Genomic DNA, 25,562 nt, shown 5'->3' on the forward strand with positions numbered 1-25,562 from the left:
TCGCCTCCGGACATGAACGATACGCGGGGGGTCGGACAGCGCGGGAGGGACGGCGGAGGGCCCCGGGGTCAGCGGGTCTGGAGGCGGGCCGCCGCGGCGCGCAGGGCGGGGAGGCGGGCGTAGAGGGCGTTGCCGGGGCACTCGGTGTCGAAGGCGTCGCGGTGGCCGGAGACGGCGTCGAAGTCGACGGTGCTGCCCTTGGGGTAGCGGCTGGCGTCCGAGGAGGAGGTGAGGCGGGCGCGGCCGTCGGCGGGGCGGGCGGCGAGGCCGAGCTTCCAGGCGGCGAGGGCGGCGAGGCCGTCGAGGAGGGGGCGGGACGGCTGGTCGCCGGTGTAGGTGCCGAGGGCGGCGACGCCGGCGGAGTCGGTGTTGAAGCCGAGGGTGTGGGCGCCGTGGACGGGCTGGTCGACGCCGCCGGCCCGGCCCTCGTAGACGGTGCCGCAGCGGTCGACCAGGAAGTTGTAGCCGATGTCCCGCCAGCCGTTGGTCTTCACGTGGTACTGGTAGATCGCCCGGACCACCCGGGGCGCGTCGGCGCAGGCGTAGTCGGTGGTGGTGGCGGTGTGGTGGACGAAGACCTCGCGGACCGGGCCGGTGTACTCGAATTCCGGGTCGCGCAGCGACTCGTCGGCGCCCCAGCCGGCCCGGGTGACGATCCTCGGGCGCGGGGCCTGCCCCTTGGCCGGCCCGGCGGGCGGCGCGGTCGGCGGTTCCGCGGGCAGGGTCCGTACGGCGGCCGGGGCGGCGCCGTGTCCCGGGTCGACCAGGTCGAGCCGCAGTCCGGGCGGCGCTCCGGCGGGCCCGGGCCGGAACTCGACGGCGACGCCGTCGCTGCGGCCGGTCCAGAGCGGGGCGGTGGCGCCGTGCGCCGTGTGGTCGGGGCCGTCCTCGGCGTCGGCCTCCAGCCGGTGCCAGCCGCTCCAGCGGCCGGTGGCCGCGTCCCGGGTGCGGACCCGGAGCACCGCGCCGGCGAGGGCGTCCGCCGGGCCGTCCCAGCCGAGGCCGAGGAGTTCGAACGGTGCGGTGCCGCGCGGGGCGAGGCCGGTCCCGGCGGGCAGCGGGAGCGTGGTGGTGGAGCCGCCGCCGGCGAAGTCGTGGCGGCGCGGGGCGGACGAGGGGGTCGCACCGGCGGCGGGCTGGAGCAGGAGGGCGGCGGTGCAGCCGGCGAGCAGGGCGGCCGGAAGTGAGAGGCGCATAAACCGGATCGTCGCCGCAAACCGGACCGCCCGCCACGCCGCTCCGCGCCCGTTCGGCCGCCCCTCCCGACCTCCCACCCGAAGGCCGTAGGCTGGGGCGCACCATGACTGCGCCCTTCGCTGCCGACGCCCGCACCCCCGTCGAGCTGCTGCACGCATTCCTGCGCGGCGGCACGCCTTCGGTCGATCCCGCGGCCCCTCTGGTCACCTTCTACGACGACGCCACCGGCGAACGGGTGGAGCTGTCCGCCCGGACCTTCGACAACTGGGTGGCCAAGACGGCCAACCTCCTCCAGGACGAGCTGAACGCCGGCCCCGGCGACCGGGCGGCGCTGCTGCTGCCCGCCCACTGGCAGAGCGCCGTCTGGCTGCTGGCCTGCTGGTCGGTCGGGGTGACGGCGGTGCCGGGCGGCGACCCGGCCGCCGCCGACCTGGTGGTCAGCGGCCCGGACGGGCTGGAGGCCGCCCAGGCCTGCGAGGGCGAGCGGGTCGCGCTCGCCCTGCGTCCGCTCGGCGGCCGCTTCCCGCAGCGCCCGGACGGCTTCCTCGACTACGCCGCCGAGGTGCCCGGCCAGGGCGACCGCTTCGCCCCGTACTCCCCCGTCGCCCCGGAGGGGCCGGCGCTGGAGACCGCGGTGGACGGGCTGCCGCTGAAGCTGACGGGCGAGCAGACCGTGGCGCTGGCCCGGGAGGGGGCGGCACGGCTCGGCCTGAAGCCCGGCGACCGCGTGCTGTCCACCCTCTCGTACGACGACTGGACCGGTCTGGAGGCCGGTCTGCTGGCGCCGCTGGCGGCCGGCGCCTCGGTGGTGCTCTGCCGCAACTCGCAGGCGCTGGACGCCGGGCAGTGGGAGAAGCGGACCGAATCCGAACGGGTGACACTGCGCCTCGGCTAACCCCCGGCCCGGGCCCGGCGGGTAGGGATCGCTGCCATGGCCGAGGACGACACCGAGCACCCCCCGACCGCCACTCCCCCGACGAACGGCGCGGCCCAGGACGGCCCGCCGACGGACACCCCTCCGGGCGGGAGCGGACGCCCGCGCAGGCGCCGGCGGTGGCTGATGATCACCGCCGGCGCCGTCGCGTTCCTGCTGGTCGCCACCGGGGTGCTGCTCTGGATCGCCTACCGCACGCTGGACGGCAACATCCGCGCGGACTCGGCCACCGACCGGCTGCTCGCCAAACTGGAGGCCGAGCGGCCGAGCCGCACCGCCGGGGCGCGGGGCGCCGAGAACCTCCTGCTGATCGGCAGTGACGACCGCTCCGGCGCGAACGGCTCGTACGGCGGCGAGCCGGGCAGTCAGCGCTCGGACACCACGATCCTGCTGCACCTGGCCGCCGACCGCAGGCACGCGACGGCGGTCTCCGTGCCGCGGGACGTCATGGTCACCGTCCCGGCCTGCGAGAAGCCGGACGGCACCCGCAGCAGGCCCGCGCTGATGCAGTTCAACTGGGCCTTCGAGACGGGCGGTCCGGCCTGCTCGATCCGGGCCGTCGAGCAGTTGAGCGGCATCCGGATCGACCACTACGTGATCCTCGACTTCAGCGGCTTCAAGACGATGGTGGACGCGATCGGCGGGGTCGAGGTGTGCGTGCCGCAGCCGATCCACGACAAGGACGCCAAGCTCGACCTGGCCGCCGGCCGGCGGACCCTGCACGGCGAGCAGGCCCTCGGCTACGTCCGGGCCCGGGAGAGCCTGGGCGACGGCAGCGACACCCAGCGCATGGGCCGTCAGCAGCAGTTCCTGGCCGCGCTGATCCGCAAGGTGCAGTCGCAGGGCGTGCTGCTGAACCCGGCGAAGCTGTGGCCGGTGCTGGACGCCGCGACCTCCTCGGTCCGGGCGGACGGCGCGCTGTCCTCGCTCGGCGCGCTGTACGACCTCACCCAGGACCTGCGCGGCATCCCCTCGGCGGACGTGGTCTTCCTGACCGCGCCGCGCCGCCCGTACCGCTACGACTCGGACCGGGACGAGTTCGTGCAGCCGCAGACCGGCCAGCTGTTCGCGGCGCTGCGGGACGACCGGCCGGTCGCCGTCCGGCCGCCCGGGTCCGCGCCGTCCCCGGGGCCGGTCCCGGGGGCGGGCCGCTCGCCGGCGGCGGGGCCGGGCGCCGGGAGCCAGCCGACGGCCGAGGTGGCGGCGCTGGCGAACGCGTCACCCTCGGCGGGCGCCGCGCCCACCTTCGAGGGACGCACCGCCGACGTGGACGCCTGCGCCCAGCACTGAGCCGGGCACCCCCGGCCGCCCCGGCCGCCCCGGGCCGGCCGCGCCGACCGATCCGGACGGTTCCGCAATTGGTCGGCCACGTACGGTATTTACCTCCGCATTGCCGGAACATGGCGGAGATCACACCGGGAACGACTCCCGCGTTCGGCTCGTCTACTGTGTCCGGATCGGCCCGTCCGTACGGGCGGTCCACAGCCGTGACCGGTCGAAGGTAGGGAACCCCCGTGCACGAGGAGCAACCGGAAACCGGACGGTACCGGGTGGACCCGGCCCCCGGCGTCCCCCGGCAGCGCCGCGCGGCCGCCGCACCGACCGCCGAGGAGCCCGCCGCACCGGCCCCGGAGGGCCGCCGGGACACCCGACGGCGGGCCGCCGCGCTCGCCAGGCGCAGCCGGCGCCGACGGGCCCTCAAGTGGACGGCCGGGGCGGGCGCCCTGGTGATGGTCGCGGGCTGCGGCGGGGCGTACTACCTGTACCGGCACTTCAACGACAACCTGACCTCGGTCAAGGTCCAGCTGGGCGACGAGTCCGAGCGCCCGCCGGCCGCCGGGGACGCGCTGAACGTCCTGGTGATCGGCACGGACAGCCGGGAGGGCCTCGGCCGGGAGTACGGCGACGAGGGCAGCACCGGGCACGCCGACACCACCCTGCTGTTCCACATCGCCAAGGACCGCACCAACGCGACGGTGATCAGCCTCCCGCGCGACCTGATGCTGCCGATCCCGGAGTGCCAGAGCACCCAGGGGAAGAAGATCCCCGGCTCGGCGCGGGAGGAGTTCAACAACAGCCTCGGCCAGGCGGGGCGCGACGCGGGCTGCACCTGGAAGACCGTCGAGAAGAACACCGGGATCCGGGTCGACCACTTCGTGCAGGTCAACTTCGAGGCGGTGAAGAGCCTGTCCACCGCCGTCGGCGGGGTCGAGGTCTGCGCGGCCAAGGACATCAACGACTCCGGCTCCCACCTCAAGATGACCAAGGGCCGGCACGTGGTCCAGGGCGAGGAGGCGCTGGCCTTCGTCCGCACCCGGCACGCGGTCGGCCAGGGCGGCGACCTCACCCGGATCCCGCTCCAGCAGCAGTTCATCAGCTCGATGATCCGCAAGATCAAGAGCGACGACACCCTGACCAGCCCGACCAAGCTCTACAAGCTCGCGGACGCCGCCACCAAGGCGCTCACCGTGGACTCCGGCATCGGCAGCGTGGACAAGCTCAAGGACCTCGCGCTGGACATCAGCAGGGTCGACACCAAGAACATCACCTTCACCACCGCGCCCGTCCTGGACGACCCCAAGGACGAGAACCGGGTGATCCTCAAGCAGCCGGACGCCGGGCAGCTGTTCGCGATGGTCGCGGCCGACCGCTCGCTGACCGAGACCGCCGCCCCGCCCGCCCCCGAGGCACCGGCCGCCGACGCCTCGGCGGCCCCGGCCGCCCCGGCCCCCACCGCGCCGGCCGCCACCCTCCCGGCGATCCACCTCAAGACCGCCCAGCTGACGGTCCGCAACGGCAGCGGCAAGCGCGGACAGTCCGGGCCGACCGTGGAGAAGCTCCGGGCGAAGGGCTTCGACCGGGCCGCGGTGGGCAGCGACGCACCGCCCGCCGACACCACCACGGTGTCCTACCCGAGCGGCATGGAGGCCGAGGCCGCCGCCCTGGCCGCCGCCCTCGGCCTGCCCGGCGACGCCGTCCGGCCGGCCGAGAAGTCCGACCCGAAGAGCGGGCTGCTGCTGGTGCTCGGCAAGGACGTGCTGACCGCCCCCGCCACCCCGGCGGTGCCCACCGAGGCGCCCGAGGACCTCCAGCGGGTGCAGGCGGACGACACCGACGTCTGCGCCAAGTAGCTACAGCGGTACGAGGGTTCCGCCCCGCTCGCGGTACCGTTCGGCGGTCCGGGGGCACTGCCAGCCGCCGTCCCCGGCGGGCCGCAGCGGCTCGCCGGCCCGGCCCACCCAGCCGATCCGGCGGGCCGGGACACCGGCGACCAGGGCGAAGTCCGGGACGTCCCGGTGCACCACGGCGCCGGCCGCGACCAGGGCCCAGCGGCCGACCGTCACCCCGGCGACCAGCACCGCCCGGCCGCCGATCGAGCAGCCGTGACGGAGCGTCACCCCTTCGGCACACCAGTCGAGTTGGCCCTTGGGGCGGCCGTCGGGGGTGACCGCGCGCGGGTACCGGTCGTTGGTGAGGACGGCGGCCGGGCCGATGAACACCCCGTCCTCGACCACCGCCGGCTCGTACACCAGCGCGTGGTTCTGCACCTTGACCCGGTCCCCGATCCGGACGCCGGGGCCGACGTACGCGCCGCGGCCGATCACGCAGTCCGCGCCGACCACCGCGTCCTCGCGGACCTGGGCGAGGTGCCAGACCGTCGTCCCGGCGCCGATCGCGGCCCGTTCGTCGACGTCCGCGCTCGGCTCGATCCGGGCCGCGCCCGACCCGTCCTCAACTGTCGCCATGCGCACCGACGATAGCGGTGCCGAGAAGGGTGCCGGACGGGTTCCGGGCGGTGCCGCCGAAGAGGCGTCGAGAAGGCGCCGGGGCGGCTGCCGAAACGAATCGGCGGATCCGCGGATCAGCCGGTCTTCGAGAGCACGTCCTTGGCGGCCGGGCCGACGCTGGCGATCACTCTCCGGGCCAGCGAGCGCGGTGAGGTCAGGAAGCCGAAGCCCCAGCTGAGGTGCATGGTCGCGAAGGCCACCGGCAGCAGCGCCTTGGCCTTGAACGACAGGCCGCGCCCCTCGACCGCCGCACCGCCGAGGATGCCCAGCAGGTACGCGCCGGGCACCGCGAGGAAGGCCGGGTGGACGGCGGCGCCGAGCCCCAGCCCGAGCAGGACCGCCGCCAGCGCGGCCGGCGGGGCGAGGTAGCGCAGGTTGACCGAGCCCCGGTGGTAGCGGGTGACCACCCGGCGCCAGCGGCCGTAGTCCTTGTACTGCTTGGCCAGCGCCCGCACCGAGGGGCGGGGCCGGTACGTCACCTTGAGCTGCGGGGTGAACCAGACCAGGCCGCCGTCCTGGCGGATCCGGTAGTTCAGCTCCCAGTCCTGGGCGCGGATGAACTCCTCGTTGTAGCCGCCGAGCTTCTCCAGCACCTCGCGCCGGAACACCCCGAGGTAGACGGTGTCCGCCGGGCCGGCCAGGCCGCCGGTGTGGAAGGCGGCGTTCCCGACGCCGATCTTGGAGGTCATCGCGGCGGCGACCGCGTTCTCCCACTCGGTCTCGCCCTCGGCGTGCATGATGCCGCCGACGTTGGCCGCGTCCATCTCGCCGAGCAGCCGGACCGCCGTGGTGATGTAGCCGGGGGTGAGCAGGCCGTGGCCGTCCACGCGCACGACTATCGGGTGCCGGGAGCCCCGGATCGCGGCGTTCAGCCCGGCCGGCGTCCGGCCGGTGGGGTTCGCCACCGTCCGCACCCGCGGGTCCTCGGCCACCAGCTCGGCCGCGATCTCCGCGGTGCGGTCGGTGGAGGGGCCGAGGGCGATCACCACCTCCATCGGCCCGGGGTACTCCTGGTCCAGGATGCGCCGGACCGCCGTGCGCAGGTGACGTTCCTCGTTGAGCACCGGCATGATCACGGAAACAGCCGGCAGCTCCTCAGCAGCCTTGGTGTTCATCGGGGCCAACCGTACCGGTGCGGACGTGTCCTCGTCTTGTCCCGGTCCGGGCTGCCGGGGACGCCTCGCGGTGCCGCGCCGGTGCTGTGATCAAGAACACCGTACTCCCCCTTACGCGCAGGCCGGAAGCGGTGTGGATCCGGTGGCGGTCCGGGGTGGGTTCAGAGTGCGTAGTGGGCGACGGTGAACACCGCGTAGCCGGTCAGCGCGAGCCGGTTCACCAGGTGCTGGGGGCCGCCCAGCCGGTCCGGCAGGGCCTGTGCCGGGCGCAGGTCGGGGCGGTGGGCGGCGGTGGCGACGGTCCGGGCCACCGCGCCCGGGTCGTACCGGCCGCCGAAGAGGGCGGCCAGCCAGACCGCCGGGCGGCTGAAGAAGGAGAACTCCCGCCCGCCGTGCAGCCGGATGGTGAGCAGGTTCCGGTGCGCCGCCGCCGCCGAGATCTCCGCCCACCGGTAGCAGCGGGTGCGCAGCGCGGTGGCCACCCGCAGGCCGTTGCGGTCGGCGACCAGCTGCCAGGACAGCGTCTGGGCGCAGGCCAGGATCGCCAGCGAGCCGATCCACAGCGGGCGCAGCAGCCCCTCCCACCAGCCGTCGTCGTCGAGCAGCACCACGGCGGCGGCGACCACCAGCGCGGCCACCGGTCCGGCGGCCGCGCGCAGCGGCAGCGGCATCTCCCAGCGGCGGGCGGCCAGCGGCTCGGTGTCCGGACCGGCCACCGGGGCGGCGGCGACGGTCTCGGCGGTCAGCGCCGCGACGGCCAGGTCGCGCTCGCGGTAGCGCCCGGAGCGCCGGCCGACGCGCGGGGGCCGGGCGGCGGGGGCGACCACGGCCGCCACCCAGTGCGGGTCGCCGTCCAGCAGGCCGGGGCGGACGAGGAGCTGGTGGTCGGGCCCGTCCGGGCCGCCGTACAGCACGGCGGGCACGCTGCGGCCGGCCCGGGCCAGCCACTCGGCGGCCTCGGCCGGGGTCGCCCGGTCGAACAGCTCCCAGTGCTCCTCCTCGTCCTCGTCGTGGTCGAGCACCGGGTCGGGGTAGTCGGCGTCCTCGTCCTCGGTCTCCAGGTGTTCGGGCACCCACGCCGGGGCCGCGCCGTCCGGGGCGGCGTTCCGGGCCCAGCGGTAGCGGTCGCGCTCGACCAGCCGCCAGAGCCCGGGGCCGTCCGGCGGGCCGTCCAGCGGCAGCACCAGCAGGTCGCCGCGGGCGTCGGCGCGCACCCGGACGGCGAGCGCGGGGCCGGCGCCGGCGAAGGCGGGCCTGCCCCGGCGGGCGCTCGCGACGGCGGCCGAGCCGAGCAGCACCAAGCCGGGCAGGGCGATCAGGCCGCCCGCGGCCAGCTGGCCGGAGACGTCGTAGTCGTCGCCCAGGGCGCGCACCGAGTCGCCGTCCACCAGCAGCGGGACAGGCTCGCCGGGCTGGGGCCGGCGCTGCCACCAGACGTCCAGGGCGGCGGTGCGCTCGGGGCCGCCGCCGGGCGGCTGGAAGCGGACGGTCAGCGCGCCGTCCCGGTCGCTCCCGTCCGCGGTGCCGGTCACCCGGGTGGCCCGCTCGGCGGCGCCGTCCGCCCGGGCCTGCGCCCAGAGGCCGTACACCGGGAAGGCCGCGGCGACCACCAGCAGCAGGACGCCGAGGGCGCGGCGCAGCACGGGCGGGCCGTCCCGGTGGACGGGCGAGGGCCCGCCCGCGGCGCTCCAGGGATAGGGGACGGGCGGGGCCATCAGCTCGTCCAGCTGCTGGCGGGCGCGGCGGCGGCCGGACTCGGCGCCGAGCAGGACGGCGGTGAGCAGCACGTGCAGCAGCACCGCCGACCAGCGGGCGACCGGGGTGACCAGGCCCTCCGGGAGGTACCAGAGCAGCGCCAGGACGACCGGCGGGACGAGCACCCGGACCCGGGCCCTGGTGGCCAGCAGGACGATCTCGGCCAGCACCGACCAGCCGGCCAGCCCCGAGCCCCAGGTGTCCCGGCAGACGTTCTGGACGTTGCACCGGCCCACGTCCGGCTCCACCGCGCCGGCCAGGACCACGAACGCGAGCGGCACCAGCGCGAGCCAGCGGCCGTCCAGCCGCCAGGCGGTCCGGGCGGCGCGCCAGCGGGCGGCGGCCGCGCTGGTGAGGGGCGCTGCGCTGGGCAGGGGCGGGGCGTCCGAGGGGAGCATCGGACGATCATCCCAGCCCCCGGGAAACGGACGGTACGCCCGCCGGACCGGCCCGGACCTGCGGGGGCGGGGCACGGCGCAGGGGCCGGGTGCTGTGCGCACCCGGCCCCTGTCCCCCGTGCCCCCCGGTCCCCCGTGGGTCCCCCCGTTCCCCCGTTCCCCCGTGGTCCGGGCCCGGCGCCCCCCGGCGCCGGGTCAGTCCGTCGCGATGGCCGCGAGGACGTTCATGCGTCCGGCCCGGAAGGCCGGGACGAGTGCGGCGAACAGGCCGATCAGCACCGAGGCGACCAGCGTGACCGCCACCGTGACGGTCGGGACGGAGAGCGTCCCGAGGCCCTGGTCCCGCAGCACCCGCTGGGCGGTGATGCCCCAGCCGAGGCCCAGTCCGGTGCCGAGGACGGCGCCGAACACCGCGATCACCACGGACTCCAGCCGGATCATCCGGCGCAGCTGGCGGCGGGAGAGCCCGATCGCCCGCAGCAGGCCGATCTCGCGGGTCCGCTCGACCACCGACAGCGCCAGGGTGTTGACCACGCCGAGCACCGCGACCGTGATCGAGAGGGCGACCAGCCCGTAGATCAGGTAGAGCAGGGTGTTGATCTGGGACTGGGCGAGCTCCTTGTAGCCGGCCCGGTCCTTGATGGTGAGCTGCGGGTACTCCTTCAGCCCGTCCTCCAGCGCGGTCAGCGTCCGGTCGACGTCGGCGCCCGGGGAGGCCTTGGCGAAGAAGGTCCACACCGGCGGCTGCTCGGCGGCCGGGACGACCTTCTCCATGGTGTCCATGGCCACGAAGGAGCCGTCGCCGAACAGCTCGCCCTTGCCGAAGACCGCGCCGACCGGCACCGTCTGGGTGCGGCCCTGGCCGTAGTCGACGGTGACCTGGTCGCCGACCTTCAGGCCGTGGTCCTTGGCGAAGGCGGCGCCGATGCCCAGCGAGCCGCGCTGGAGCGAGTCCACCGCACCGGAGTCGACGGTCGGCCGGAAGTCGGTGCCGAAGAAGGACGGCGGCACCGCGGTCAGCGGGGTCTTGGCCTTCTGCCCGTCCGGCAGCTGGACCCTGGCGGCGAAGAACCGCTGGGTGGTGACGTGGTCGATGCCCGGGGTCTTCCGGACCGCGTCCATCATCTCGGGGGTGATCGCGGTACGGCCGCCGGAGACGATGTAGTCCGCGCCCACCGACTTGTCGATCTGGGCGCTGGTCGAGGTGACGGCCGAGGAGCTGAACACCGCGGAGGCGATCACCAGCGCCAGGCCGATCATCAGCGCGGCGGCGGTGGCGCCGGTACGGCGCGGGTTGCGCATCGCGTTGCGCTGGGCGAGCCTGCCGGACGGGCCGAACAGCGCCGGCAGCAGCGCGCCGAGCACCCGGACGACGGCCGAGGCCAGCAGCGGGCCGAGCACCACGAAGCCGATCAGGGTGAGCACCACGCCGAGGCCCAGGTACCGGCCGCCGGTGGCCGCCTTCTCCGCCCCCGCGCCGAGCACCAGCACCGCGCCGCCGCCCGCCGTCAGCAGCAGGCCGAGGCCGGTGCGGACGAGGTTGGCCCGGGCCTCCGCCGGGGTGCCGTGGTCGCGCAGCGCGGCCATCGGCGAGATCCGGCTCGCCCGGCGGGCCGGGAACCAGGCCGCGACCAGGGTGACCACGATGCCCAGCGCGTACCCGGCGACGAACACGTCCGGCCCGATCTGCAGGTCGGCCGCCTCCAGGTCCATGCCGATCGCCGTCATCAGCTTGATCAGGCCGACCGCCACGCCCAGGCCCGCCGCGACCCCGAGGGTCGAGCCGAGCACGCCCAGGATCAGCGCCTCGACCAGCACCGAGCGGTTGACCTGCCGCCGGCTGCCGCCGATGGCGCGCAGCAGGCCGATCTCCCGGGTGCGCTGGGCGACCAGCATCGAGAAGGTGTTGACGATCAGGAAGGCGCCGACGATCGCCGAGACGAAGGCGAAGCCGAGCATCGCGTACTTCATGAAGCCGAGGCCCTTGCCGACCTGCTCGCTGCGGTCGGCCTTCTGCTCGGCCGCCGTCTTCACCTGGTACCCGCCGCCGAGCCGGGCCAGCGCGTCGGCCTTGAGGCGGTCGTCGCCGCGGCTGCCGTCGCCGTACGCCTCGACGGTGCTGAAGGCCGGCCCGCCGAGCAGCGCCTGCTGGGCGGTCGGGGTGTCCAGGAAGCCGAGCGCCGCGCCCGGGTTGGTGGTGGTGAAGGTGCCGATGCCGACGATGGTGAAGTCGTGCCGGCCGAGGGGGTTCTCGACCCTGAGCGTGTCACCGAGGGCGAGCTTGGCCTTCTTCACGGTGTCCGCGTCCAGCAGCAGCTCGGTCGGCCCGCGCGGCGTGTGGCCGGAGGTGACCTTCAGCGGGTTGCCCGGGGTGTCGGTCCAGTTGCCGAGCAGGGTGGGCGCGCCGGTGGTCGGGCCGACCAGCTTGTTGGTGGCCGGGTTGATCATGACGGCGTTCTCGACCAGGACCTGGCCGACGGCGCTCTTCACCCCGGGCAGCGCGGCGACCTGCCGTTCCAGCGCGACCGGGACGGTCGGCGGCTTGACGGCGGCCTGCTGCTCCTCGTCCTCGGCCGGCTTGGGCGGCTGGACCGAGACGTCGGAGGAGGTCGCGGCGAAGAGCTTGTCGAAGGTGCCGGTGGCGGTGTTGGAGAACACCAGGGTGCCGGAGACGAAGGCCACCGACAGCACGACGGCGATGAGCGAGAGCGCCATCCGGCCCTTGTGGGCGAGGAAGCTCCGCAGTGAGGTCTTGAGCAGCATGATGGTGTCGTCCCGCCGCTCAGCTGGTGCGCTTGCCGTCGAAACGGCGCATGCGTTCGAGGACGGAGTCGGCGGTGGGCGCGTACATCTCGTCCACGATCACGCCGTCGGCGAGGAAGAGCACGCGGTCCGCGTAGCCGGCGGCGACCGGGTCGTGGGTGACCATCACGATGGTCTGGCCCAGCTCGTCCACCGAGCGGCGCAGGAAGGTCAGCACCTCGGCGCCGGACCGGGAGTCCAGGTTCCCGGTGGGCTCGTCGCCGAAGATGATCTCGGGGCGGGCGGCCAGTGCCCGGGCCACCGCGACGCGCTGCTGCTGGCCGCCGGAGAGCTGGGCGGGGCGGTGCTTGAGCCGGCCGGACAGGCCGACCGTCTCCACCACCTGGTCCAGCCAGGCCTGGTCGGGCCTGCGCCCGGCGATGTCCATCGGGAGCGTGATGTTCTCCAGCGCGTTCAGCGTCGGGAGCAGGTTGAAGGCCTGGAAGATGAAGCCGATCTTGTCGCGCCGGAGCCTGGTGAGCTGCTTGTCCTTCAGGCCGGTGATCTCGGTGTCGCCGATCCGGATCTGCCCGGAGGTGACCGTGTCGAGGCCCGCCAGGCAGTGCATCAGGGTGGACTTGCCGGAGCCCGACGGCCCCATGATCGCGGTGAACCGGCCGCGCTGGATGTCGACGTCGACCGCGTCGAGCGCGGTCACCCTGGTCTCGCCCGAGCCGTACGCCTTGGTGACCTGACGGGCCGACGCGGCGACGGCGGGCGCCCCGCCGGGAAGCTGGGGGTCGTACACGGCTGCTGCTGCCGTCGTCACTGGGACACTCCTAAGGAAGATGCGCTCACCCGTTGGCCCCCAGCCTCACGGGCCCGCCCGCCGCGCGACATGGCGCGGGCGGTAGTCCTCGACCGGGAGTTGTCTCCACCCTCCCGGTGGACCTGGCCACCGGACCCGGCGCAACCGGGCCGCTTCCTGGCGGGTGGGGATGTGTGAACCACGTTAGGAGTCGGCGGCGGAGCGCTCGTCATCCGCCGGAATGAAGCCTCTCAACCAAGGTTCTACGGGCCACGGAGCGGCTCCCCCTAGGGGTCGCCGCGGCCCGTCTCGGGGACGCCCCGTACGGGCCGGCGGCGACGGTCCGTCAGCTCGTCAGCGCGGGTGCGGCCAGCCGCTCCAGGGCCGTGGCGAAGCCGTCCACGACCGGGGCCAGCAGCGTTTCGGTCTCGCGCTCCACCAGGGTCGTCCCGTCCTCCCGGGCGGTGATGTGGCGGTCGAGCACGAACCAGCCCTGGGTGATGTGGCCGGCGCCCATCGAGCTGAGCACCGGGCGCAGCGCGTAGTCCACCGCGAGGACGTGCGCGGGCGAGCCGCCGGTGGCGAGCGGCAGGACGGCCTTGCCGGCCAGGGCGTACTGCGGGAGCACGTCCAGCAGGGCCTTCAGCAGGCCCGAGTAGGCGGCCTTGTAGACGGGGGTGCCGACGACCACGCCGTCGGCGCGGGCGAACAGCTCGGTGACGGCGACGATCGCGGGGTGGTCGAAGTCGCCCGACAGCAGCGCGTGCGCGGGCAGGCTGCGGGCCTCGAAGGGGACGACGTGGTGGCCGCGCTCCGCCAGCCGCGCGTCGACGTGGCGCAGCAGGCGGGTGGTGCGGGAGGTGGCGGACGGGGAGCCGGAAACGGACAGGACGACGGCCATGGGTTTCACCTCTGGCTGGAAGCGGGGCGGCGCGGTGCGGCGGAGTGCGGCGGCGGGGGAAGGCGCCGCGGTGGGGGCCGGTACCGGGGGCGGTGCGGGAACGGTGCGGGGGGGCGTTGCGGGGCACCGGGGCGCTACGTCGGCGGACGTGCGGGGCCTGCGGGGAGTACGGGGACCCGACGGGCGCGTGTCAGCCGCGACAGAGCGAACAGGCCACACCGCGCCGCAGGTCGACGTGCCGCCGACGCGTGAGTGCCCAACGCTGATCCATGCCTGGAATGCAAACACGCTGTGTTCGAGCTGGTCAAGAAACGTTTCAGCCGCTGGAACGGCGGGTGTCCGGATGTTTCGGCGGAACGATTCGGGGCGTGCATCAAAACTGCTACAAGAGGCCTGGTGGGCCCCCCGGGGGGAGTCAGCCCGACCGGGGTCGGGCATCCTCGTCGGCATGAACACGTGGCAGGAGGGCCGCCCGGGGGGCGGCGGGAACCCGTACGGCGGCAGCGGTGGAGGCGGCTCGGCCGAGCCGCCGCTGCCGTCCTCGCTGAACCCGCGCGGGCCGGGGGCGGCCGCGCCACGGCAGCCGCGACAGCCCGGGGGGCAGCCGGGGCAACCGGGGCAGTCCCGGCTGGGCGGCGTCCCGCCGCAGGGGGCCGGCGCACCCGGCGCCCGCCCCGGCGGCCCGGGGCGCCCCGGTGGTCCCGGCGGCCCGGGCGGGCCCGGCGGTCCCGGCGGGCAGGGGGGCCAGGGTGGTCCCGGCGGCCCCGGCGGCACCCGCCCGCCCGGTGCCCAGGCCCGGCGCTGGCCGCGGCGGCGGATCGTGAAGTGGTCGGTCTTCGGCCTGCTGATCGCCGTCATGGTGACCGCCGTCTCCACCTGGTTCTGGGCGGACTCCAAGCTCAACCACGAGAACGTGCTCGCCGACTACCCCGGCCGCCCCGCCGCGGGCAAGGGCACCAACTGGCTGATCGTCGGCTCCGACAGCCGCCAGGGCCTCACCGACTCCGAGCAGGACGACCTGCACACCGGGCACGACACCGAGGGCAAGCGCAGCGACTCGATGATGATCCTGCACGTCGGGGACAACGGGAACACCCTGATGAGCATCCCGCGCGACTCCTGGGTGCCGATCCCCGAGCACCCGGGCAGCAACGGCAAGCCGGTCAAGGGCACCACCGCGAAGATCAACTCGGCCTTCGGCAACGGCGGCGGCCGCCTCCTGGTCCAGACCGTCGAGCAGAACACCGGCATACGGATCGACCACTACGCCGAGATCGGCTTCGGCGGTTTCGTCGGCATCGTCGACTCGATCGGCGGCGTCGAGATGAAGATCGACCAGGACGTCAAGGACAAGGACTCCGGGCTCGACCTCAAGGCCGGCGACCAGACCCTCACCGGCAAGCAGGCCCTGGCCTTCGTCCGCCAGCGCCACCAGATGGCCGACCAGGACCTCGGCCGGATGCGCAACCAGCAGAAGTTCCTCGGCGCCCTCGCCCACCAGGCCGCCTCCCCGGGCAACCTGATGAACCCGTTCACCTTCTACCCGCTGGTCGACTCCGCGCTCGGCACCCTGATCGTCGACGAGGACTGCGGGCTGACCGACCTCGGCTCGCTCTTCCTCGCCATGAAGGACGTCAACGGCGGCAGCGGCAAGTCGCTGACCGTGCCGATCGGCAACCCGGACTACCGGACCAAGACCGGCGAGTCCGCCGTGCTCTGGGACACCGGCAAGTCCAAGCAGGTCTTCGACGCCTTCAAGAACGACACCGCGGTGCCGGAGTTCAAGTAGTCGGCCACTTCGCGTGACCGCTCCACCACAATGAGTGGATGCCACTCGTCACCGCACTGATCCGCCGCCGTCGCCACCGCCTCCTAGGCCGCCTGGTCCAGGAGGCGCTCGCGCTGTACGGGATGGAGGTGCCCGCCGCCTGCGAGATCGGGCCCGGGCTGATGGTCTTCCACCGCGGCTTCGGCACCGTGCTGCACCCGTACACCACCCTCGGCGCCGGCGTGACGCTCTACAACGGCGTGACCATCGGCCGGGCCGACCCCTGGGTGCCGCAGGAGGAGAGCGCGATGCGGCGGGTGGTGGTCGAGGACGGGGCGGTGCTGTGCGCGGGCGCCAAGGTGGTGTGCAAGGAGGGCGTGCTGACCGTCGGCGCGGGCACCGTCGTCGGGGCCAACGCGGTGCTCACCCGCTCGACCGGCCCCGGCGAGATCTGGGCCGGCGCACCGGCGCGCAAGGTGGGGACGCGGGCGGGCGACTGGGGGCCCGCGGCGGCGCCGGCCCGGCCCGCTCCGAGCCCCGCCTGAACGCGCGGGGGTACGGGACGTGCCATGCGGCCTAGACGTACGGCAGCAGGCCGGTGCCGCACTCCGGGAAGCGGACCAGCCACTCCCCCTCGCCGCCGGCCGCCTCCTCGGTCGCGCCCGAGAAGCCGTAGTGGATCGGCTGCCCGTCGCCGCCCAGCCACCGCGCGTGGGTCAGCTGCACCGACAGCGAGGCCGGGCGGTGCGCGGCGGCGGCCGCCGACACGGGCGGCGCGGGCTGCTCCAGCACCAGCTCGTGCTCGGTCTCGCCCGGCCGGAAGGTCACCACCGTCTCGGTGCCCGGGCGGCGCGGGAAGGCGCCCGCCGGGTCCGTCCAGTACGCGGCGACCATCACCGCGAGGGTGCCCTCCAGGCTGCCGGTGTCCGGCCGCACGTACTCCTCGTCCGCGATCCAGCGGGAGTGGTGGCGGACCTCCTCCGGGCCCCACCGCTCGTCCCAGCGCACCCAGTAGCCCGCCACCCGCTTGACGGTCATGCCCTCGCGGGCGACCCGGACGGCGAACCGCGCCGGGCCGACCGGCTCGCAGCCGGCCAGGGAGACCACCGTCACCTGTTCGTAGGTCACCTCGCCGTCGTCGGCGCCCTGCTCCATCATCGGTCAACCACCTTGCCGCAGAGTCGAGTTCGGCCGCGGCTGGGGCCGCGTCCGAATCGAGCGTAGGGCTCCGGCGCAGGCAGGCCGCACGATTGCCCGGTTCCGGCCCGGACGGCCGCGCTCCGGGCTACCCTGCCCGCCGCACGGCGGCGCCCGGCGCGAAAGGGGGCGGGAACCGGGCGGCGTCCGGGTGCGGGCGCGGGTACGGGGGCGGACGCGAAACCGCCCCGGAGCGGGAGATCGGAAGATCCGACGTCCCGCTCCGGGGCGGTGCGTGCCAGGTGGCGGCGGTGCTTAGGCGACCACGCCGGACTTGGCGATGGTGATCTTGGCCGAGGTGCGGCCGCTCTGCGAGCCGAGGCCCTCGATCTTCTTGACCAGGTCCATGCCCTCGAGGACCTCGCCGAAGACGACGTGCTTGCCGTCCAGCCAGTCGGTGACGATGGTGGTGATGAAGAACTGCGAGCCGTTGGTGTTGCGGCCGGCGTTGGCCATCGACAGCAGACCCGGACGGTCGTGCTTGATCTTGAAGTTCTCGTCGGCGAACTTCTCGCCGTAGATGCTCTTGCCGCCGGTGCCGTTGTGGTTGGTGAAGTCACCACCCTGGAGCATGAAGGCCGGGATCACGCGGTGGAAGCCGGAGCCCTCGTAGCCGAAGCCGTTCTGGCCGGTGGCCAGCTCGCGGAAGTTCTGGGCGGTCTTGGGGACGACGTCGTCGTAGAGCTTGAAGACGATCCGGCCGGCCGCCTCGCCGTTGATCTCGATGTCGAAGAAAACGTTGGAAGACATGCAGGGATCATGGCACGATCGCCTGTTCCTCGCGCGTCACCCCCGGTCGGGCCGGGCCGGACACCGCTGTGTTATCCGGTTCCGCCCCCGCGCCGGGACCGGGAAGCTACCATCGATGTCAGATTTCCGGGCGGCCCGATCCGCGACGGCGGGCGGGGCCGGTGAACGGCGACGGCGGACGGCGACGGCGACGGCGGCACGGGACGGGACGGGGTGGACGGCATGCGGATCGGCGAACTGGCCCGGCGGACGGGTGTGAGCGAGCGCTCGCTGCGCTACTACGAGCAGCAGGGCCTGCTGGCCGCCCGCCGCACCGAGGGCGGCCACCGGGAGTACCCGGAGGCCGCCGTCGACCGGGTGGTGCACATCCAGGAGCTGTTCGCGGCCGGACTGCACAGCCGGACCATCTACAAGATCCTCCCCTGCATGCGGGACTCCGACGGCAGCCCGAACGAGATCGCCACCCCGCTCCTGGTGGAGGAGCTCACCGCGGAGCGCCAGCGGATCGACCGGACGATCGACGACCTGCTCCGCTCCCGCGAGGTGCTGGACGAGGTGATCGCGACCGCCTCCGGGCAGCCATCGGCCCCGGCCGCCTGACGTGCGGCCGTCGGCGTTCGGCGCGGCGTTCGGCATCCGGCCTCCGGTTCAGCCCCCGGCCACCGGCTTGCGGGCCAGCAGGTAGGCCTGCGGGGTCCTCTCGTCGCCCTCCGGCTCCCGGACCGTACGGGAGGTGACCGGCAGGCCGGCCTCCCGGGCCAGCTCCTCGACGTGCTCCGGCCGCAGCCGGCGGAAGTCCAGCGACACCGGCTGCCCGAACGGCCGCTCCAGGTGCAGGGGCCGGTCGCCGACCTGGAAGGCGAGCATCAGGTGGCCGCCGGGGGCGAGCACCCGGGCGAACTCGGCGAACACCTCGGGGAGCCGATCCGCCGGGGTGTGGATGATCGAGTACCAGGCCACCACGCCGGTCAACTCCCCGTCCCGGAAGGGGAGGTCGAACATCGAGCCGACGCTGAACGGCACCTCCGGGTGGGCCTTCCGGGCCAGCTCGACCATCCGCGGCGAGAGGTCGATCCCGTGCACGTCCACGCCGAGGCCGTGCAGGGGCCCGGTCATCCGGCCAGGGCCGCAGCCGACTTCGGCCGTCCTGCCGTCCGGCCGCTCGGCGCGGACCAGGTCGGCGAAGAGCCTCAGCATCGCCCGGTCCATCGGCATGCGGTCCAGCGCGTCCCGGAAGAGCTCGGTGTACTCGGTGGCGACGGCGTCGTAGAACGCCCTGGTCTCGGTGAGGAAGCCCGGCTCGGTCATGGCCCCGGACCCTACCCGGCGGCCGCCGGCCCGCGGCAGGCCGTGGCGGTCCTACAACTCCCGTTCGGCGACGGCCTGGTCGCCGCTGAGCTCGCCGGTCGGGCGGAAGCCGAGGCGGGCGTAGAACTCCGCCGGGCCGTCCGGGCCCGGGTGGTAGGTGACGGTGGCGCGGGTGCCGCCGCGGCGGCGGATCTCGGCGCAGACCTGCTCGACGGCGAAGCGGCCGTACCCGCCGCGCTGCTGCCCGGCGTCGACCAGCAGCCGCCACAGGCCGGAGCGGGGGCGGTCGCCGGGGCGGTCGGGGTGGAAGACGATGTCGAAGAAGGCCATCACGAAGCCGACCGGCCGCCCGTCCTCCAGGATCAGCCGGGGCCAGGCCGTCTCCCCGTACGCGTACGCCTCGGCCAGCGACTTCACCACCGGCGCCACCAGGTGCTCCTGGTCGGGGCGGACCCGCAGGGCGAGGGCGGCGTCGACGTTCCCGGGGGTGATCGGGGCCAGGCTGAGCGTGGCGGGCGGTGCGGGCGGGGTCGTCGTGGCGGGCGTGGAGGACATGGCGGGCAGCCTACGGAGCGCGGCCGCCCGCCGTCGCACGGTTTTCCGGCCCCCGACCGCGGACGGGCGGTCGGGGGCCGTGGCTGTACGCCGGTGCGTGCCGGTGCGTTCCGGTGCGCGTTACGGGAGGTTGCGGGCCATCACGATCCGCTGGACCTGGTTGGTCCCCTCGTAGATCTGCGTGATCTTCGCGTCCCGCATCATCCGCTCCACCGGGTAGTCCCGCGTGTACCCGTACCCACCCAGCAACTGCACCGCGTCCGTCGTGATCTCCATCGCCGCGTCCGACGCGAAGCACTTCGCCGCCGCACCGAAGAACGTCAGATCCGCGTCCCCCCGCTGCGACTTCGCCGCCGCCGCGTACGTCAACTGCCGCGCCGCCTCCAGCTTCATCGCCATGTCCGCCAGCATGAACTGCACACCCTGGAACTCCGCGATCGCCTTCCCGAACTGCCGGCGCTCCCGCACATACCCGTTCGCGTAGTCCAGCGCACCCTGCGCGATCCCGATCGCCTGCGCCGCGATCGTCACCCGGGTGTGGTCCAGCGTCTTCATCGCCGTCGCGAAACCCGTCCCCTCCGCACCGATCATCCGGTCCGCCGGGATCCGCACGTTGTCGAAGTACACCTCACGCGTCGGCGACCCCTTGATGCCCAGCTTCTTCTCCGGCGCACCGAAGGACACCCCCTCGTCGCCCTTCTCCACCACGAACGCCGAGATGCCCTTCGACCGCTTCTCCGGATCCGTCACCGCCATCACCGTGTAGAACTCGGAGACCCCCGCGTTGGTGATCCAGCGCTTCACACCGTTCAGCACCCAGAAGTCCCCGTCACGCACCGCCCGGGTCTTCATCCCCGCCGCGTCCGAACCCGCCTCCGGCTCCGACAGGCAGTACGAGAACATCCCCTCGCCCCGCGCCAGCGCCCCCAGGTACTTCGCCTTCAACTCCTCCGAACCCGACAGCTGCACCGGCAGCGACCCCAGCTTGTTCACCGCCGGGATCAACGAGGACGACGCGCACACCCGCGCCACCTCCTCGATCACGATCACCGTCGCCAGCGCGTCCGCCCCCGCACCCCCGTACTCCTCCGGCACGTGCACCGCGTGCAGGTCGTTCCCCCGCAACGCGTCCAACGCCTCCTGCGGGAACCGCCCCTGCTCGTCCACCTCCGCCGCGAACGGAGCGATCTTCGCCTCGGCCAGCGAACGCACCGCCTCACGGAGCATCCCGTGCTCCTCGGAGATCCGGAAGAGATCGAAGTCAGCCGCCCCTGCGCTGCCCGCCATGATGCCTGCCTCGTCGTTCAGTGACCGACGCCCGGGCGAGGCCCGATCGAGGTCCGATCGACGCCCGGTGCGAGTCGAATCCGCGGTTAACTACCGTTCAGTAGAGATCCTAGGGCGCCGACCTGCGGCTGCCTAGCGTCCAGCGGCGGCCCGGTCGTTCATGTCCGCGCCCCGGGGGCGACCGGCGGGACGGCCCCTCCGGCGTGCAGGTGATCCCGGGGCGCCCCCGGCGGGCGGATAGCATCAGGGCATCCGTACTGGTCGCGTCCGCATCCAAGGAGAACCCGTGACCCTCCGCATCTCCGTGATCGGCACCGGCTACCTCGGCGCCACGCACGCCGCCGCGATGGCCGAGTTCGGCTTCGAGGTGCTGGGCCTGGACATCGACCCGGACAAGATCGCCATGCTGACCGCAGGGCGGGTCCCGATGTACGAGCCCGGGCTGTCCGAACTGCTGCTCAAGCACGTGGCAGGGCACGAGGGTTCGACCGGACGGCTGCGCTTCACCACCTCCGCCCAGGAGGCCGCCGAGTTCGGCGACGTGCACTTCATCTGCGTCAACACCCCGCAGCGCAAGGGCGAGTTCGCCGCCGACATGTCGTACGTCGACACCGCGCTGGACGAGCTCGCGCCGCACCTGACCCGCCCCGCCCTGGTGGTCGGCAAGTCGACCGTCCCGGTCGGCTCGGCGGCCCGGCTGGCCGAACGGCTGGCCGCGCTGGCGCCGGTCGGCGAGGGCGCCGAACTCGCCTGGAACCCGGAGTTCCTGCGCGAGGGCTTCGCCGTGCGGGACACCCTGCGGCCGGACCGGATCGTGGTCGGCGCCCACAGCGAGCGGGCCGAGCGGCTGCTGCGCGAGGTGTACGCGGAGCCGATCGCGGCCGGGGTGCCGTTCATGGTCACCGACTACGCGACCGCCGAACTGGTCAAGGCGGCCGCCAACTCCTTCCTGGCCACCAAGATCTCCTTCATCAACGCGATGGCCGAGGTCTGCGAGGCGGCCGGCGCGGATGTCACCCAGCTCAGCAAGGCGCTCGCCTACGACGAGCGGATCGGCGGCAAGTTCCTCAACTCCGGCCTCGGCTTCGGCGGCGGCTGCCTGCCCAAGGACATCCGCGCGTTCATGGCCCGGGCCGGCGAGCTCGGCGCCGACCAGGCGCTGACCTTCCTGCGCGAGGTCGACTCGATCAACATGCGGCGCCGCTCCCGGATGGTCGAGCTGGCCCGCGAGCAGTGCGGCGGCGGCTTCCTGGGCCGCCGGGTCGCCGTCCTCGGCGCCGCCTTCAAGCCCAACTCGGACGACATCCGGGACTCCCCCGCCCTCAACGTGGCCGCCCAGATCCAGCTCCAGGGCGCCCAGGTCACCGTCTACGACCCCAAGGCCGTGGACAACGCCCGCAAGATGTTCCCCTCCCTCGCCTACGCCCACTCCGCCCTGGAGGCCGCCGAGGGCGCCCACGTCGTCCTCCACCTCACCGAGTGGTCCGAGTTCCGCGAGCTGGACCCGGCCGTCCTCGGCGCCGTGGTCGCCGAACGCCGCCTCCTCGACGGCCGCAACGTCCTGGACGCCGAGGCCTGGCGCGCCGCCGGCTGGACCTACCGCGCCCTGGGCCGCCCGAGCTGACCGGGCAGGAATCCCGCACCGCCGCCCGGCGTTCCCACCGGCATGACGAGCTACGGCGACGACGCGGCGGTCCGCGAGATCCTCACCCGCACCGGTGACACCTGGGCGGTGGTGGGCCTGTCCACCAACACCGCCCGGGCCGCGTACGGGGTGGCCCGGGTGCTCCAGGAGTACGGCAAGCGGATCGTGCCCGTGCACCCGAAGGCCGAGACGGTCCTCGGCGAGCGGGGCTACGCCTCGCTCGCCGAGATCCCGTTCCCGGTCGACGTGGTGGACGTGTTCGTCCGGTCCGACCTCGCCGGGGAGGTCGCGGACGAGGCGGTCGCCATCGGGGCGAAGGCGGTCTGGTTCCAGCTGGGCGTGGTGGACGAGGCCGCGTACGGGCGGACGCGGGAGGCCGGGCTGGCCATGGTGATGGACCGGTGCCCGGCCATCGAGATCCCGCTGCTGGGCTAGGAGGCCGGGCCGTCCAGCTGCGCGATGGTGGCGATGGACGGGCGGCGGCCCGCCCGCAGCCCGGCGGCCGCCGACTCGGCGTCGCGCAGGACGCGGACGGCGTTGTGCCAGGTGAGCTTCGCCAGGTCGGCCTCCGACCAGTGGCGGCCGAGGAGTTCGGCGACCAGGTTGGGGTAGCCGGCCACCGAGTCCAGGCCGTCCGGCAGGAAGGCGGTGCCGTCGAAGTCGCCGCCGATGCCGATGTGGTCGATGCCCGCCACCTCGCGCATGTGGTCGAGGTGGTCGGCGACGGTGGCCGGGGTGGCGATCGGGCGCGGGTTGGCGGCCTCGAAGGCGCGCTGGCGCTCCATGGCCGGCGGGGTGGTGTCCAGCGGGTGGAAGCCGTGGGCGCGCATGTTCCCGTCGGCGGCGACGGTCCACTCGATGGCGGCGGGCAGGATGAACTTCGGCACGAAGGTCGCCATCGCCACGCCGCCGTTGGCGGGCAGCTGGGCGAGCACGTCGTCCGGGATGTTGCGCGGGTGGTCGCAGACCGCGCGCGAGGAGGAGTGGGAGAAGACCACCGGCGCCTCGCTCACCCGCAGGGCGTCGCGCATGGTGTCGGCGGAGACGTGCGAGAGGTCGACCAGCATGCCGAGCCGGTTCATCTCCCGGACGACCTCCTCGCCGAACCGGGTCAGCCCGCCGGCCGCCGGCTTGTCGGTCGCGGAGTCCGCCCACGGCACGTTGTCGTTGTGGGTGAGCGTCAGGTACCGGACGCCCAGCTCGTACAGGGCGCGCAGGGTGGCCAGCGAGCAGTCGATGGAGTGGCCGCCCTCGGCGCCCATCAGGGAGGCGATCCGGCCCTCGGCGCGGGCGGCCTCCATGTCGGCGGCGGTACGGGCCAGGCGCAGCCGGTCCGGGTAGCGCTCCACCAGGGCGTGGACGAAGTCGATCTGCTCCAGGGTGGCGCTCACGGCATGGTCGCCGGCCAGCGAGGAGGGGACGTAGACGGACCAGAACTGGGCGCCGACGCCGCCCTCCGCGAGGCGGGCGAGGTCGGTGTGCAGCCGGTCGCTCTGGTCGGCGGCGAGGTCGAGCGCGCCGAGGTCGTACCCGGCCTGCTCGCGCATCGCCCAGGGGAGGTCGTTGTGGCCGTCCACCACGGGGGCGGTGCGCAGCAGGGCGCGGGCGCGGTCCAGCGGGGTGGGGGAGTCCAGGTCAGCGGTCATGCGTGCTGTTCTACCCCACGCCCGCGGGTGGCCGAACTACTTGCCGAAGCCGAAGGACGCGGAACCGGCCACCTTGGCGCGCAGCTTCCGGCCCTTCTCGGTGGCCTGGTTGTTCAGCTCGGCCTGGAAGTCGGTCATCTTCTCGGTGAGCTCGGGGTCGAAGGCGGCGAGCATCCGCACCGCGAGCAGGCCGGCGTTGCGCGCGCCGGCCACCGAGACGGTCGCCACCGGCACGCCGGCCGGCATCTGGACGATCGACAGCAGGCTGTCCATGCCGTCCAGGTACCGCAGCGGCACCGGCACGCCGATGACGGGCAGCGGGGTGACCGAGGCGAGCATGCCCGGCAGGTGGGCCGCGCCGCCGGCGCCCGCGATGATCGCCTTCAGACCGCGCCCGTGGGCCTGCTCGCCGTACGCGACCATCTCGCGGGGCATCCGGTGGGCGGAGACGACGTCCACCTCGTACGGGACCTCGAACTCGTCCAGGGCCTGGGCGGCGGCCTCCATGACCGGCCAGTCGGAGTCCGAGCCCATCACGATGCCGATGAGGGGGTTGGTCATTCGGTGATCGTTCCTCGCAGGTAGGCGGCCGCGTGGCGGGCGCGCTCGCGGACGTCTTCGAGGTCGTCCCCGAAGACGTTGACGTGGCCGACCTTGCGGCCGGGCTTCACGTCCTTCCCGTACATGTGGATCCGCAGCCCGGGGTCGCGGGCCATGCAGTGCAGGAAGGGGTGGTACATGTCCGGGTAGTCGCCGCCGAGGACGTTGACCATGACGGTCCACCTGGCGCGCGGGCGGGGGTCGCCCAGCGGGAGGTCGAGGACGGCCCGCAGGTGGTTCTCGAACTGCGAGGTGACGGCGCCGTCCTGGGTCCAGTGCCCGGAGTTGTGCGGGCGCATGGCCAGCTCGTTGACGAGGATGCGGCCATCGCGGGTCTGGAACAGCTCGACGGCGAGGTGGCCGACGATGCCGAGGTCCCCGGCGATCCGCAGGGCGAGCTGCTGGGCCTCGTCGGACAGGGCCGGGTCGAGGTCCGGCGCGGGGGCGGTGACCTCGGCGCAGACGCCGTTCTCCTGGACGCTCTCCACCACCGGGTAGGCGACGGCCTGGCCGCTGGGCGAGCGGACGACGTTGGCGGCCAGCTCGCGGACGAAGTCGACCTTCTCCTCGGCCAGCACCGCGACGCCGGCCAGGAACGGGGCGTGCGCCTGCTCCTCGTCGTCGACGACCCAGACGCCCTTGCCGTCGTAGCCGCCGCGGACGGTCTTCAGGACGACCGGGTAGCCGGTGCCCTCGTTCGCGAAGGCGGTCACGTCGGCCGGGTCGGCGACGAGCCGGTGCCGGGGGCAGGGCACGTCGATGGAGTCCAGCTTGGCCCGCATCACGCCCTTGTCCTGGGCGTTGACCAGCGCCTCCGGGCCGGGGCGGACGGCGATGCCGTCGGCCTCCAGGGCCCGCAGGTGCTCGGTGGGGACGTGTTCGTGGTCGAAGGTGATCACGTCGCAGCCGGCGGCGAAGGCGCGCAGGGTGTCGAGGTCGCGGTAGTCACCGAGGACGACGTCGGAGACCACCTGTGCGGCGGAGTCCTGGGGCGTGTCGGCGAGGAGTTTGAACCTGACCCCGAGCGGGATGCCCGCCTGGTGTGCCATGCGGGCCAGCTGCCCGCCACCGATCATGCCCACCACTGGAAAATTCACATTGCCCGGGGAAGTCACGCGGCCCAGGATATCCGGGCCGGTCGGGGGCGGTGGAGCCGCAGGTGGGGCCG

General features: G+C 74.1%; 23 protein-coding genes. 8 read left to right on the forward strand and 15 right to left on the reverse strand.

The window, feature by feature from the left end; translation table 11 throughout:
* Positions 1-68: 68 nt before the first annotated feature.
* On the reverse strand, positions 69-1,196 hold the full coding sequence (locus AMK13_RS22365; protein WP_074003866.1) for a peptidoglycan recognition protein family protein: 1,128 nt from the start codon (positions 1,194-1,196) through the stop codon (positions 69-71).
* Positions 1,197-1,300: 104 nt separating this feature from the next.
* Here AMK13_RS22365 and AMK13_RS22370 point away from each other — a divergent pair, with 104 nt between their 5' ends.
* The 3 genes from AMK13_RS22370 (at position 1,301) to AMK13_RS22380 (ending at position 5,262) form a co-directional block, all read left to right on the forward strand.
* Complete coding sequence (locus AMK13_RS22370) at positions 1,301-2,092, forward strand: TIGR03089 family protein (protein WP_049660500.1); 792 nt, start codon at positions 1,301-1,303, stop codon at positions 2,090-2,092.
* Positions 2,093-2,128: 36 nt separating this feature from the next.
* Complete coding sequence (locus tag AMK13_RS22375; RefSeq protein WP_074003867.1) at positions 2,129-3,421, forward strand: LCP family protein; 1,293 nt, start codon at positions 2,129-2,131, stop codon at positions 3,419-3,421.
* 224 nt (positions 3,422-3,645) lie between these two features.
* Positions 3,646-5,262, forward strand: coding sequence for an LCP family protein (locus tag AMK13_RS22380; RefSeq protein ID WP_079272363.1), 1,617 nt, complete (start codon positions 3,646-3,648; stop codon positions 5,260-5,262).
* Here the strand turns inward: AMK13_RS22380 and AMK13_RS22385 are convergent, their stop codons facing one another.
* The 6 genes from AMK13_RS22385 to ssuE form a co-directional block, all read right to left on the reverse strand.
* On the reverse strand, positions 5,263-5,877 hold the full coding sequence (locus tag AMK13_RS22385; protein WP_074003868.1) for an acyltransferase: 615 nt from the start codon (positions 5,875-5,877) through the stop codon (positions 5,263-5,265).
* A 116-nt stretch (positions 5,878-5,993) separates the two neighbouring features.
* Entirely contained in the window at positions 5,994-7,034 is a 1,041-nt protein-coding gene (locus AMK13_RS22390) for a glycosyltransferase family 2 protein (protein WP_049659498.1), read from the reverse strand.
* A gap of 161 nt (positions 7,035-7,195) precedes the next feature.
* Positions 7,196-9,187: a hypothetical protein gene (locus AMK13_RS22395; protein ID WP_074003869.1), complete on the reverse strand. Its 1,992-nt coding sequence runs from the start codon at positions 9,185-9,187 to the stop codon at positions 7,196-7,198.
* 195 nt (positions 9,188-9,382) lie between these two features.
* Positions 9,383-11,953, reverse strand: a complete 2,571-nt coding sequence (locus AMK13_RS22400) for an ABC transporter permease (RefSeq protein WP_074003870.1) — start codon at positions 11,951-11,953, stop codon at positions 9,383-9,385.
* 16 nt (positions 11,954-11,969) lie between these two features.
* Entirely contained in the window at positions 11,970-12,758 is a 789-nt protein-coding gene (locus tag AMK13_RS22405) for an ABC transporter ATP-binding protein (protein WP_049658694.1), read from the reverse strand.
* A gap of 325 nt (positions 12,759-13,083) precedes the next feature.
* A complete protein-coding gene (gene ssuE, locus AMK13_RS22410; RefSeq protein WP_074003871.1) occupies positions 13,084-13,638 on the reverse strand; it encodes an NADPH-dependent FMN reductase in 555 nt (184 codons plus the stop codon).
* 448 nt (positions 13,639-14,086) lie between these two features.
* Between ssuE and AMK13_RS22415 the strand changes: the two genes are divergently transcribed.
* Together AMK13_RS22415 and AMK13_RS22420 are read left to right on the forward strand one after the other, a co-directional pair.
* Positions 14,087-15,427, forward strand: a complete 1,341-nt coding sequence (locus tag AMK13_RS22415; protein ID WP_074003872.1) for an LCP family protein — start codon at positions 14,087-14,089, stop codon at positions 15,425-15,427.
* A 38-nt stretch (positions 15,428-15,465) separates the two neighbouring features.
* Positions 15,466-15,951, forward strand: coding sequence for a hypothetical protein (locus tag AMK13_RS22420; protein WP_049650010.1), 486 nt, complete (start codon positions 15,466-15,468; stop codon positions 15,949-15,951).
* A 31-nt stretch (positions 15,952-15,982) separates the two neighbouring features.
* Here the strand turns inward: AMK13_RS22420 and AMK13_RS22425 are convergent, their stop codons facing one another.
* Together AMK13_RS22425 and AMK13_RS22430 are read right to left on the reverse strand one after the other, a co-directional pair.
* Positions 15,983-16,564, reverse strand: a complete 582-nt coding sequence (locus AMK13_RS22425) for a hypothetical protein (RefSeq protein ID WP_049650011.1) — start codon at positions 16,562-16,564, stop codon at positions 15,983-15,985.
* 294 nt (positions 16,565-16,858) lie between these two features.
* The gene (locus AMK13_RS22430) at positions 16,859-17,353 is read right to left on the reverse strand and encodes a peptidylprolyl isomerase (RefSeq protein ID WP_049650012.1); all 495 of its coding nucleotides are present in this window, start codon (positions 17,351-17,353) and stop codon (positions 16,859-16,861) included.
* Between the two features lie 222 nt (positions 17,354-17,575).
* On the opposite strand from AMK13_RS22430, the gene AMK13_RS22435 reads away from it, so the two are divergent.
* Entirely contained in the window at positions 17,576-17,953 is a 378-nt protein-coding gene (locus AMK13_RS22435) for a MerR family transcriptional regulator (protein WP_049650041.1), read from the forward strand.
* A gap of 48 nt (positions 17,954-18,001) precedes the next feature.
* Here the strand turns inward: AMK13_RS22435 and AMK13_RS22440 are convergent, their stop codons facing one another.
* From AMK13_RS22440 to AMK13_RS22450, 3 genes are all read right to left on the reverse strand, one after another.
* Positions 18,002-18,661, reverse strand: a complete 660-nt coding sequence (locus AMK13_RS22440; protein WP_074003873.1) for a class I SAM-dependent DNA methyltransferase — start codon at positions 18,659-18,661, stop codon at positions 18,002-18,004.
* A gap of 51 nt (positions 18,662-18,712) precedes the next feature.
* Entirely contained in the window at positions 18,713-19,216 is a 504-nt protein-coding gene (locus AMK13_RS22445; protein WP_074003874.1) for a GNAT family N-acetyltransferase, read from the reverse strand.
* A gap of 120 nt (positions 19,217-19,336) precedes the next feature.
* The gene (locus AMK13_RS22450) at positions 19,337-20,503 is read right to left on the reverse strand and encodes an acyl-CoA dehydrogenase family protein (RefSeq protein WP_049650015.1); all 1,167 of its coding nucleotides are present in this window, start codon (positions 20,501-20,503) and stop codon (positions 19,337-19,339) included.
* 286 nt (positions 20,504-20,789) lie between these two features.
* On the opposite strand from AMK13_RS22450, the gene AMK13_RS22455 reads away from it, so the two are divergent.
* Entirely contained in the window at positions 20,790-22,127 is a 1,338-nt protein-coding gene (locus tag AMK13_RS22455; RefSeq protein WP_074003875.1) for a UDP-glucose dehydrogenase family protein, read from the forward strand.
* A gap of 42 nt (positions 22,128-22,169) precedes the next feature.
* The gene (locus AMK13_RS22460) at positions 22,170-22,583 is read left to right on the forward strand and encodes a CoA-binding protein (RefSeq protein WP_074003876.1); all 414 of its coding nucleotides are present in this window, start codon (positions 22,170-22,172) and stop codon (positions 22,581-22,583) included.
* On the opposite strand, the gene AMK13_RS22465 is transcribed toward AMK13_RS22460, so the two are convergent.
* The 3 genes from AMK13_RS22465 to AMK13_RS22475 are packed head-to-tail and all read right to left on the reverse strand — an operon-like array spanning position 22,580 to position 25,491.
* On the reverse strand, positions 22,580-23,794 hold the full coding sequence (locus tag AMK13_RS22465; RefSeq protein ID WP_074003877.1) for a dipeptidase: 1,215 nt from the start codon (positions 23,792-23,794) through the stop codon (positions 22,580-22,582). The genes AMK13_RS22460 and AMK13_RS22465 overlap by 4 nt on opposite strands.
* Positions 23,795-23,830: 36 nt before the next feature.
* Positions 23,831-24,355, reverse strand: a complete 525-nt coding sequence (purE, locus tag AMK13_RS22470; RefSeq protein ID WP_049650019.1) for a 5-(carboxyamino)imidazole ribonucleotide mutase — start codon at positions 24,353-24,355, stop codon at positions 23,831-23,833.
* Positions 24,352-25,491 (reverse strand): 5-(carboxyamino)imidazole ribonucleotide synthase, encoded by a 1,140-nt coding sequence (locus tag AMK13_RS22475; RefSeq protein WP_049650020.1) that lies wholly within the window; start codon positions 25,489-25,491, stop codon positions 24,352-24,354. Before AMK13_RS22475 ends, purE begins: the two co-directional genes overlap by 4 nt.
* Between the last annotated feature and the right edge of the window lie 71 nt (positions 25,492-25,562).

The organism is Streptomyces sp. CB02056 (assembly GCF_001905545.1).
Lineage (GTDB): Bacteria > Actinomycetota > Actinomycetes > Streptomycetales > Streptomycetaceae > Kitasatospora.